The organism is Anaerorhabdus sp., from assembly GCF_036641015.1.
Lineage (GTDB): Bacteria > Bacillota_I > Bacilli_A > Erysipelotrichales > Erysipelotrichaceae > Anaerorhabdus.
This window is the reverse complement of the sequence record NZ_JAVWFO010000008.1, coordinates 38,265-48,379: the sequence shown is the minus strand read 5'-3', so window position 1 is coordinate 48,379 and position 10,115 is coordinate 38,265. Positions and strand designations below refer to the sequence as shown.

Genomic DNA, 10,115 nt, shown 5'->3' with positions numbered 1-10,115 from the left:
TTCAGCTACAACTAACGAAATTCAAGTCTATAACAATTATACAAATGAGTGGGAACCACTTAACACAGTTTTGTAATAAATTAATTAATCGAAGAATATTTCAAAAAGTAGAGTTAGATTATGCTGCTAATAGAACTAGATACTATGTATATATTCATGTAATAAAAATAAAATTTTAATTTATTTTAGTTTATGAATGATTATATTAATTTTAATTTTTAGGCATTTAACTGGGTGCTAATTTGCATTTTAAGCTCATTTCCTATACAATAAACAAGTTATTTGAAGAGGTGAGTAAATGTTTAAAAAGTATTGGAGATTATATGCGGGGATTCTAGCTATATCGTGTGTTTTACCAACATCGGCATTGGCTTTAGAAAAACCATTAAATATGAATTCAAATGTAAATCCAAGTTCATTTAATTTAGAAACATTAAATGTTATGGAACTAAGAGAAGATGTAGTTGAACAGTTTGTTAAACTAATGGATGAACATGCAATTGCGGTTAATGTTGCAAAACGAGAAGGTCTTGCTTCTACATTGACTGGTGCAATGGAAAATCAAGAAGCTTTGTTTTATGATAAAGCAATTGAGCTTGGTTTAGATCCTGTATTTGTAGTAGCCTTAGCAAACCATGAAACAGGTGCTGGAAGTAGTTATATATGTATAAATAAACATAATTTCGGTGGAATGCGCGGTGGCGATGGTTGGATGTCATTTGCTAGTAGAGAAGCAGGAATAGATGCTTTCTTAAATCTTTTAGTTTCCTATTCTGAAAAAGGATTATCTACTCCAGAAACTATGGTAGTTAGATATGCAGCAAATAGCCCTGCTTGGGTTGGAGCAATTAGAAAAGGTATGTGGAAAATTCAAGGTAGTATTGATCAAAAAGTAGCGGAAGTTAATAGCTATTATCAACTTCAATATGATGAATTAGCAAAAGAGTTACGTATCTATTAGATTATATGATGAGCCTTAAGAACTCTGCTTAGTTCATAAGGCTTTTGTTTTAGACTGGTTTAATACATATTTATGACAAATCATAATAAATTTTATTTTCAAAAAATAGAAAAATTGATTAATAACTAGTTGTCTATAAATTAAATTTATGCTAATATATTAAAGCAGTTGTTATTGCAGATGTAGTTCAATGGTAGAACGCGACCTTGCCAAGGTCGACACGAGGGTTCGATTCCCTTCATCTGCTCCAAATATAAAATAAACCCTTGAATAAAGGTTTTTTTTGTTTTAATAATCAAAAGACTACAAAAAGACTACAATTTTATAAAAAGGAATTTTTGGCAAATAGAATTAATAATATTAAACTAATAGTAAAAAATATAAGCAATGTAAATATATAACAAAGTTTAAAGAGCACCATAAAAATATGTTGTTCTTTAAACTAACGATACAGCCATAATCAGGACCTTTCTTCCAACAAAAAAAGACTATCCTTTACTGATAGCCCTCTATTAGATAGTATTTTAAAATAATTTTTCAAATGTTTTTATGACAAAATTATAATCGTTCATTTGATTCTCAACATATTTATTGAATTTTTCCTTATCAATTTTATTATCTTTAATTACTTGTAAATAATCTGAATATTCTTTTTCTATATTATCTCTTTTAATAGTGTAAGAGTTACCACTGAAATTATAAGTGATATATTCTACATTATCTATAAGCATAAATATTGATACAGAATTATAAATCAATGCCCTTTGGATATAATTATTTTCATTGTTGTACCAGTCCGTTGTATGGTAATCAATAATTAGTCCTAAATCCTTTGAATCAATTTCAAATACATATCCATATTCTGATAAAGGTAAACTATTTATCAAATTGCCATTATTACTGTTATTTCCAACATATTTATTTTTATATTTCATTAAGTTATCTATACCACTTTTATCCCTATTAAATGGTGATGTAGGAACAGTATCAATAGTGTACTCTTTTGCATAATCAATAATGTAATACTCATTTACGCTATTTGTATTGATTCTAAATGCATTATAAAATGGTGCTTGATAAAATATTATTTTATCAAGAGTTTCCGTATTATAAGAAAATCTTGGTACTTGTCTGTTAATTGCCACATTTGCGTAGTCAAGCGTAAATAATAGTATTACAAAAAGTATAAAAAAGCCAAAATTAAATAATACTCTTTTTAGATAATCTAATTTTTTTGTGAATTTAGAAAAACCAGTTAAAGCAACTATACATCCAAATACTGAATAAACCGAACTCCAACTACTTTCCGACGGAAATATAGAAATAGCAGTTAATACTATTAAAAATCCAAATACTAATAAAATAACTCCTAGATTTTTATTTTTATTAGTAATTTTCTTGTTGGTATAATCAATGGTGTTAATAATATTATCTTCACACTTTTCTTGATAATTATCACTTACTATTTGTTCTCCGCTTAATAATTCGTTTACTTTTATTTCTAATTCTTTGCATAACGGTTCAAACAAAGATAAATCTGGCATACATTTTCCTGTTTCCCATTTTGAAACAGAACGATCAGATACTCCTAATCTTTCTGCTAATTCCACTTGAGTTAATTTTTTTATTTTACGCCTTTCTGCAATAAATTTTCCTATTTTTTCTTGATTCATATAATTTCACTCCTTTCACCTATTAATTTATAATGAAAAAGTGTTTTTTAACACGAATCATAGGTTGAGTTTAGAACAATTATAATTTTTTGATGCTATTTTCAAAATAGTAGTTTAGTAATTACTTAATAACAAATTTTTCTGTTTTTAAATCACAATAATATCTACCACTTATAGCAGTAAATTTCAATACACAATAATCTGGATTAGTTACAGCTTTTTTATAAAACATGGTATCTCCCTTTTTCTAAATCATATTTTTAGTTTCTTGATCTGTTAATACTTCCATTTTACCTTTTAGCATGATTCCAACGTATTTAATTAGTCCTTTATGATAAAAGTATATACTAGCATTAGGATAGTTTGCATCATCATTAGAGCGTATAAAACTAACATTTTGTTTATCAATAAATTTTTCTGTTTTTTTTAAATCCATACTACTTCATCCACCATTCAAATTGTAATTTGTGATTTAAAACTTTATTGGTTTGATAATAAATTTTTTTCGAATTTGTCTTCCTAATTTATGCAATTCTTTTTCTTGTTCATCATTCAATTCAGGAACACGTTTCCACAGGATTCTAATCAGCTGTTCTGCCTCATTAGCATCTTTTAATAATTAAAACAATTACTCTGTATTATATAAAAGTTCTTCTGGTTTACAACTTAGTAATATTTCAAACATAATGTCATCCTACTTTCAAATTACTATTTATTATATTATATCGTTAAATAATAAAACTTTAAATAGCGACACTCATTATCATTATTCTGCTTTTTTCGGTAACAAAAATTTATTAAATTTTATATATCTACATTGAAATATTACAAAATATCATATATATCATATATAATACTTATAGAAAGAAAACATACTATATAGTTCGTAACTTGTAGATGAATTGCTCCAATTATAAAATAAGCCGATTATATCGGTTTTTTTTCTGCTGATTTACTTGGAAAAACGTGTTTAAATCAATGAACATTTTCAAAAAAGAGTGAAATATAACCAACTTATAACCAAAGAAGTAATATTATGTTAAAGAGGTATATATAATGAGAAAATTGACATTAATAATATTGCTGGCAATAGGAACTATGTTTACTACAATAACACCTCTTGCAGAAGAAAATCAAAGTGAAGTTGAAATTCAGGAGGAAACTACTCCAGAAGCATATAGAAAAAATAACAATGAGGAGTTAATTTTTAAATTCGCTATTTTTTGTGGGTTTGTAGTTGTTATTGGTGGAGTTATTATTAAAATTCGTAATCAAAAAGGATTTGCATTGCATGCAACTGAGTTAAATGATGATGGAAGCTATACAGTCACAATTAGAAGTAAAGAAGTTAAGAAGATGGTAGATGCCCCAGAGGATATTCATGTAATCATTCGACAAGGAAGTTGTATATTTCTAAAGAAACCTGATTTTGCAAGTTCAGGAATAACAAGCAATGATGATTTATTTGTGGCAGTAGTCAATGATAAGAGCATTATTGAGTTTAATTTTAGAAATGAAACATTGGTTATTGATGGAAAAGAACTTCAATCAAAGCAAATGAATAAGTAATTAAGGCGCTATGGATAATAGCGCTTTTACCTTTATTTAACAGTCTTTCATAGTAAAATAGCCAAGAATTGATTATAATTATATACAGGTGGTGCCATGAAGGTATATAGAATAACGATTTGTTTGCTAGTACTATTGGTGGGTTGTTCTAATAGTGGGCAAAGCAATGACAGCTCAAAGTATCCAATTATAGAATCATCTGGAAATGAAATAGTTCCAACAAAAGAATCTATAAAAATGCCAGAAGCATCTGGTATTTTAGTAGTGAGTGATTCAATGATAGAAATTGATTATTCAAATACCAATTTAGGATATATAATGGTTAAAACGCTAACAGAAGAACATAATCGATTAAAGATTCAGATTATCAATGGTGATACAACTTATAATTATGATATCTCAAAAGATAATCAATACATATCATATCCACTAAATTTAGGTGAAGGTATGTATAATATACAAATAAGAGAAAATGTTAAGGATAACACTTATGCATTAGTATTAAGTCAAACAATTGATGTTAAATTAGATGATCCAAATTATCCATATTTATATCCAAATCAAATAATAGATTACGATTTAAAAACGGCAGCTATAAACAAATCGTTTGAAGTTTGTGAGGATGCTAAAACAGATTTGGATAGAGTATATCAAGTGTATAATTGGGTAGTAAATAATATATCGTATGATTGGGATAAAGTAGAAGAAGTACAAAATAAATTTGTGGTACCTATTATTGATGAAACATTAGAAATTAAAACAGGGATATGTTTCGATTATGCAGCATTGATGACGTGTATGTTAAGGGTACAACAAATACCTACTAAACTAATTACGGGATATGTTGAAGAAGGATATCATGCGTGGGTAGAGGTGTATATTCATGATGTAGGATGGGTTGATCCAGAAACTTACTTTAAATCAGATAAGTGGCAGAGGATGGATCCAACATTCTCATCAGCAAACCAAAAATATGATGGCTCTTATGAGACAAAATATAATTATTAAGGGGGTAATCAAATGATTACATATCATGAAACTTCATTATTTTGTGAACAGTTAAGTATGATTCTCGATTCAGGATTGTCACTTAGTGAAGGATTAGAAGTTATTGTAGATGAAATAGAAACTACTAATTTTAAAAATGCAATAATTAAAATTAAAGAAGAACTGTCTACGGGGGAAAGTTTTTATAATGCTGTTAAATCAGTAGATATATTTGATTCATATTTTATAGAAATGATACAGGTTGGTGAGAAAACAGGATATTTAGATCGAGTTATGAAACAATGCGCAATTTATTATAGTCGTATAGACTCAATGCAAAATAAGGTTAAGGATGCGTTGTTTTATCCGTTAATTTTATTGATGGTGATGATAGTTTTAATGGGGATACTTGTTATTAAAATACTTCCTATTTTTAGAGAAGTATTAAATAGTATGGGTGTTGATTTATCAGCGGCATCATTAACATTAATGCAATTAGGTCAATTTGTTGCGCAATATGGATTTATATTCTTAATAATTTTGGTTGTAACTATATTTAGTTGTTTTCTATATTTTAAACTTAAGTACAAAGATAATGCATTAACAAATTTCTTATCATCATTTGTCTTAACTAAAAAATTGATGATTAATATAGAAACAAGTAAAGTTGCTTATGCGTTAAGCTTGTTAATAAATAGTGGGTTAAATCTTAAGGATTCATTTTCCTTATTGCATAAATTAATAAGTAACAAAGATATTTTACAAAAAATAAATAACTGTAGTCATAAAATTGAACTAGGTGAAGATACCATGGAAGTATTCACAGAATCTAAAATACTTAAACCAGTGTACACAAAAATGCTTAAGCTTGGTCTAAGATCAGGAAAATTAGATGAAACTATGAGTAAAGTAGCGATTGAGTATGAAGGAGAATCAATAAATTCAATTAATCGATTCTTAAACGCAATTGAACCAACGATGATGATTAGCTGCGTTATTATTGTTGGTGTAATACTGTTATCTGTTATGCTACCGCTTATGAGCATAATGACTAGTTTGGGATAACGATGATTAGGAAGAAAAGGGAAATAAGTCGATTAGTATATGTAATTGGATTTCTAATCATAGTGGCTGGTGTATTATTAAGTTTATCATTAACACAGCAAAGGTTAGATGAAGAGGGAACTAAACGACTACAAGAAGCTATACAACGTGCAGCAATAACATGTTATAGCAATGAAGGTATATATCCTTCATCAGTAGATTATTTAGTTGAAAACTATGGTGTTTATATTGACACAAATAAATATCATGTATTCTATGAAACTATTGGTGCAAATATTCAACCGGAAATAAAAGTTTACCAAAGGTAGAAAAAATGAAAAAAACAAAAGTTATTGAATTTTTATGGACGTTAACTTTACTTACGGCAGTTGTTGTAGGGTGTTTTTACTTATTACTTTTGGGCAGTAGATGTTATCAAATGGTTATTAGTAATACCAATCAATCAGAAGATGAAAGATTACCAATTGCATATATTGCAACATCGATTAGACAAGCGGATAAGAATCAAGTAACAATCAATGAAATTGATGGAATAGAGTATTTAGCCATTACCTATGATGAATATATTAAAATGATTTATGAGCATGAAGGAGAATTAAAAGAACTGATTATTTTGCCAAAAACAGATTTTGAATTTGAAAGTGGTGAAGTGATTTGTAAAATAAATGATTTAGATTTCAATATTAATGATAATGCTATTGAGTATAGTGTAAAGGTTAATAATAAAGAAATTAATATGAAAATAGCAATGAGGTAATAAATGAAGAAAGAAAGAAAATCAAAATTTTATATTTTCTTAATTGAGATTCTTTGTGGAATACTTTTCTTTGCGCTTTCAAGTATTGTATGCGTTAATTTTTTTGTTAGAAGTAATAATTTATCACGCGAAGCAGTTTTGAAAAATGAAGCGATGATATTAGCGGAAAATGTTGCAGAGAACATGAGAATCTTTGATGGAAAAACACTAGATGGATTTCGACAAATAAATGATTTGCAAATGCAAATGAAACAAAATGACTATGTGATAAATGTAGATTCTATTAAATTAGATTTAAATTATATGAAACATAATATAACAGTTAGTATAGATGACAAGGTACTAGTTGACTTTAATGTTATGTCAGGGGGTTACTGATATGAAAAATTCAAAAAACTTTGGATTATCTGTTGGTTATTCTTCCATTCTCATTGTATTTATTATTTTGGTATTTGTAGCATTTTCAACCTTAAGTTATAAACAGGCACAAACAAGTTTGAAAAGGGTAGATCATTCGATAGATATATTAGAAGAAAATTATGTGGCTGACACTAAAGCGATGGAGATTAGATTAGAAATTGATCGTATATTAGCACAATCGGAAAATATAACAGAAGCCTATAAAACAATCCAAAATAGTGTAAGTGGCATAAATTTATTGGATAATGTGGCTGAATATACTATAATTATTAATGATAAAGCGCAACTAAAAGTAAAACTGTGCATTAATGCGACTATAATGAAGAGTGAGGTTTTATGTTGGGTTGTAGAAACAATTAACCAGGACGAATATTCCCAAAAAGGTTTTAACTTTTAATGGAGGACATATGTCAATACAAGAAATTCTAGAAAAAGCAGTAAGCAAAAATGTATCAGATATTTTTATTATTGCAGGAAGTCCAATATCTTTTAAAGTGAATGGTAGTGTTGAGCCAATGGATGAGAACGTAGTTCATCCAGATATAGCACGTTTAATCATTAATGAGATATATGAGCTAAATAAGAATAGAACAATGGAACATCTTGATGAAATTGGTGATGATGATTTTTCGTTTTCCATTTCTGGGCTAGGACGTTTCAGAGCTAGTGTATATTATCAAAGAGGTTCATTGTCAGCTGTATTGCGATTTGTGAAGCCTAATTTACCAAACCCTGAAGAGTTATCAATTCCAAATACAGTTATACAATTTTCAAAATTACTTAAAGGTTTAGTTCTTGTAACAGGGAGTGCGGGATGTGGTAAGTCAACAACACTTGCATGTATCATTGATGAGATAAATAAAACGAGACAGTCACATATCGTAACGATTGAAGATCCAATTGAATATTTACATCGACATAAAAAATCAATAGTATCACAAAGAGAAATAGGTAATGACGCTAGTGACTATGCTCAAGCGCTTAGAGCTACTTTAAGACAGGCTCCGGATGTAATACTGGTAGGAGAGATGAGAGATTATGAAACAATAAAAATTGCTCTTTCTGCTGCTGAGACAGGACATCTTGTTTTATCAACTCTACATACATTAGGTGCTGCTGAAACAATTAATCGTATCATTGATGTATTCCCACCTGAGCAACAAAGACAAATTCAGATACAATTATCAACAGTATTGCAAGCAGTTGTTTCTCAACAATTACTTCCTACTGTTAATGAAGAATTAAAGCCAGCATTTGAAATATTGCTTACTAGTAATGCAATTAGAACACAAATTAGAGATGGTAAGACATATCAAATTGATAATTACATAGCAACTGGAAAACAAGATGGAATGGTCGCAATGGACGATTCAATTTATGGATTATATAAGGATAATATGATTAGTAAAGATACAGCAATTACATATGCTGTTAATTCAGAGATAATGGAAAAGAAGATAGGTAAAATATGAGTACAGTAGAATTTAAAATGTTAGGAAAATTCTATATAGAAGCATCAGGCAATACTGTTGATGCGGCAGATATATTGGGTAGACAGTTATCAAGTTTACTCGCATATTTTGTGTATCATCGTAATCGTATTGTTTCTAAAGATATGTTAATTACATCTTTTTGGCCGGAGAGTGAAAATCCTAATAGTGCAATTAAATATGCGATATTTCGATTAAGAAATGAATTATCAAAGATATGTGAATATGATTGGATTATAACTTCTAAGATGGGATATATGCTTAATCCTGCTTTAGAGGTAAAAGTTGATTTAGATACTTATGAGAGTTGTTATAAATCAATTGTTGAAACTAAAGATTTAAAAAAACTATTTGAATTAGGTGATACTCAATCGGAGTTTTTGGTTGAATATAGTGAAGAATGGATATTATCAATTCGTGAATATTTCAATGAATTATATAATAAAATGATTGTTACAGTTTGTAGTGAAGAGTTTAGTAAGGAAAACCCTAACTATGCAGATTTAATACATGTATGTAAAAAAGCATTAGAGAAAGATCCATTTTCAGAGTCAATAATTTTGTTTTATTGTAAAGCATTGATTGAGACTCGTGAGTATAATCGAGCACTGGCTTTTTTTGAAAAGATGTGCAAAAAATTTAATGATGATTTAGGTATTCCATTAGGTGATAATATTCGTAAACTATTTTTAGGTGATCAACAAGAAACAGGGAAAACAGTTCATATTGAAGAGATACCAAAGGAATTTGAAGAAGATTTAATTGCTAATGGACCATTATTTTGTTCACAACTTACATTTAAGAAATTGTATCAAGTATATGTGCGTAAAGCACGACGTGATAAGACCAATTATCATATCATTGTATTTGAGTTAAAAGATGTTAAAGGTAAACAAACGCATTTACATGAAACTTTTGAAAATGTTGTATTGGATACACTAAGGAGAACAGATATATATACCAGCTTTGTTACAAATAATTTTGGGTTATTAGTTGAAATTAAAAGTACTGAAGATATATTTGTTGTTATTGACCGTATTCAGAAGAAGTTTTACAGTAAAATACCTAGTAGAAATGCTAGGATATATTATTACGAAAAATCATTAAGTACTGTTGAAGATGTAAATCATTTACCAAATGTCGAGACGCATGAATAGATATAAGCGCTAGTGTACTTATTTTCTGTTGTTAAA

12 protein-coding genes and 1 tRNA gene are annotated in these 10,115 nt (G+C 28.4%); 11 read left to right on the top strand and 2 right to left on the bottom strand.

The genetic code is table 11. The annotated features are described in order from the left end of the window. The first annotated feature begins 298 nt into the window (after positions 1–298). Both RR430_RS02455 and RR430_RS02450 read left to right on the top strand, forming a co-directional pair. Positions 299–961: a glucosaminidase domain-containing protein gene (locus RR430_RS02455; RefSeq protein ID WP_332486594.1), complete on the top strand. Its 663-nt coding sequence runs from the start codon at positions 299–301 to the stop codon at positions 959–961. A gap of 176 nt (positions 962–1,137) precedes the next feature. After that, positions 1,138–1,211, top strand: a tRNA-Gly gene (locus RR430_RS02450). Between the two features lie 274 nt (positions 1,212–1,485). Here the strand turns inward: RR430_RS02450 and RR430_RS02445 are convergent. Both RR430_RS02445 and RR430_RS02440 read right to left on the bottom strand, forming a co-directional pair. Continuing rightward, the gene (locus tag RR430_RS02445; protein ID WP_332486593.1) at positions 1,486–2,634 is read right to left on the bottom strand and encodes a DUF4825 domain-containing protein; all 1,149 of its coding nucleotides are present in this window, start codon (positions 2,632–2,634) and stop codon (positions 1,486–1,488) included. Positions 2,635–2,881: 247 nt separating this feature from the next. Next, complete coding sequence (locus tag RR430_RS02440) at positions 2,882–3,070, bottom strand: hypothetical protein (RefSeq protein WP_332486591.1); 189 nt, start codon at positions 3,068–3,070, stop codon at positions 2,882–2,884. A 620-nt stretch (positions 3,071–3,690) separates the two neighbouring features. Between RR430_RS02440 and RR430_RS02435 the strand changes: the two genes are divergently transcribed. The 9 genes from RR430_RS02435 to RR430_RS02395 all read left to right on the top strand — a co-directional run bounded on the left by RR430_RS02435 (position 3,691) and on the right by RR430_RS02395 (position 10,079). Further along, positions 3,691–4,203, top strand: a complete 513-nt coding sequence (locus RR430_RS02435; protein ID WP_332486589.1) for a hypothetical protein — start codon at positions 3,691–3,693, stop codon at positions 4,201–4,203. Positions 4,204–4,299: 96 nt separating this feature from the next. Continuing rightward, on the top strand, positions 4,300–5,211 hold the full coding sequence (locus tag RR430_RS02430) for a transglutaminase-like domain-containing protein (RefSeq protein WP_332486587.1): 912 nt from the start codon (positions 4,300–4,302) through the stop codon (positions 5,209–5,211). A gap of 12 nt (positions 5,212–5,223) precedes the next feature. After that, the gene (locus RR430_RS02425; RefSeq protein WP_332486585.1) at positions 5,224–6,255 is read left to right on the top strand and encodes a type II secretion system F family protein; all 1,032 of its coding nucleotides are present in this window, start codon (positions 5,224–5,226) and stop codon (positions 6,253–6,255) included. A 2-nt stretch (positions 6,256–6,257) separates the two neighbouring features. Further along, positions 6,258–6,563 (top strand): hypothetical protein, encoded by a 306-nt coding sequence (locus tag RR430_RS02420; RefSeq protein WP_332486583.1) that lies wholly within the window; start codon positions 6,258–6,260, stop codon positions 6,561–6,563. 5 nt (positions 6,564–6,568) lie between these two features. Next, positions 6,569–7,012 carry a DUF4860 domain-containing protein gene (locus RR430_RS02415; RefSeq protein ID WP_332486581.1) on the top strand — a complete coding sequence of 148 codons (444 nt, stop codon included), beginning with the start codon at positions 6,569–6,571 and terminating at the stop codon, positions 7,010–7,012. Between the two features lie 3 nt (positions 7,013–7,015). Continuing rightward, positions 7,016–7,390, top strand: a complete 375-nt coding sequence (locus RR430_RS02410) for a hypothetical protein (RefSeq protein WP_332486579.1) — start codon at positions 7,016–7,018, stop codon at positions 7,388–7,390. A 1-nt stretch (position 7,391) separates the two neighbouring features. After that, the gene (locus tag RR430_RS02405; protein WP_332486578.1) at positions 7,392–7,829 is read left to right on the top strand and encodes a hypothetical protein; all 438 of its coding nucleotides are present in this window, start codon (positions 7,392–7,394) and stop codon (positions 7,827–7,829) included. A 10-nt stretch (positions 7,830–7,839) separates the two neighbouring features. Continuing rightward, positions 7,840–8,904: a type IV pilus twitching motility protein PilT gene (locus RR430_RS02400; RefSeq protein ID WP_332486576.1), complete on the top strand. Its 1,065-nt coding sequence runs from the start codon at positions 7,840–7,842 to the stop codon at positions 8,902–8,904. Then, positions 8,901–10,079: an AfsR/SARP family transcriptional regulator gene (locus RR430_RS02395; protein WP_332486575.1), complete on the top strand. Its 1,179-nt coding sequence runs from the start codon at positions 8,901–8,903 to the stop codon at positions 10,077–10,079. The genes RR430_RS02400 and RR430_RS02395 overlap by 4 nt, the downstream gene beginning before the upstream one ends. Positions 10,080–10,115 lie beyond the last annotated feature (36 nt).

What these genes read in the sequence shown, in the direction of transcription:
- RR430_RS02420 (WP_332486583.1), top strand. Translation starts at nt 6,258, where the DNA reads ATGATTAGGAAGAAAAGGGAAATAAGTCGATTAGTATATGTAATTGGA.
- RR430_RS02405 (WP_332486578.1), top strand. Translation starts at nt 7,392, where the DNA reads ATGAAAAATTCAAAAAACTTTGGATTATCTGTTGGTTATTCTTCCATT.
- RR430_RS02445 (WP_332486593.1), bottom strand. Translation starts at nt 2,634, where the DNA reads ATGAATCAAGAAAAAATAGGAAAATTTATTGCAGAAAGGCGTAAAATA.
- RR430_RS02455 (WP_332486594.1), top strand. Translation starts at nt 299, where the DNA reads ATGTTTAAAAAGTATTGGAGATTATATGCGGGGATTCTAGCTATATCG.
- RR430_RS02400 (WP_332486576.1), top strand. Translation starts at nt 7,840, where the DNA reads ATGTCAATACAAGAAATTCTAGAAAAAGCAGTAAGCAAAAATGTATCA.
- RR430_RS02395 (WP_332486575.1), top strand. Translation starts at nt 8,901, where the DNA reads ATGAGTACAGTAGAATTTAAAATGTTAGGAAAATTCTATATAGAAGCA.
- RR430_RS02430 (WP_332486587.1), top strand. Translation starts at nt 4,300, where the DNA reads ATGAAGGTATATAGAATAACGATTTGTTTGCTAGTACTATTGGTGGGT.
- RR430_RS02435 (WP_332486589.1), top strand. Translation starts at nt 3,691, where the DNA reads ATGAGAAAATTGACATTAATAATATTGCTGGCAATAGGAACTATGTTT.
- RR430_RS02415 (WP_332486581.1), top strand. Translation starts at nt 6,569, where the DNA reads ATGAAAAAAACAAAAGTTATTGAATTTTTATGGACGTTAACTTTACTT.
- RR430_RS02440 (WP_332486591.1), bottom strand. Translation starts at nt 3,070, where the DNA reads ATGGATTTAAAAAAAACAGAAAAATTTATTGATAAACAAAATGTTAGT.
- RR430_RS02410 (WP_332486579.1), top strand. Translation starts at nt 7,016, where the DNA reads ATGAAGAAAGAAAGAAAATCAAAATTTTATATTTTCTTAATTGAGATT.
- RR430_RS02425 (WP_332486585.1), top strand. Translation starts at nt 5,224, where the DNA reads ATGATTACATATCATGAAACTTCATTATTTTGTGAACAGTTAAGTATG.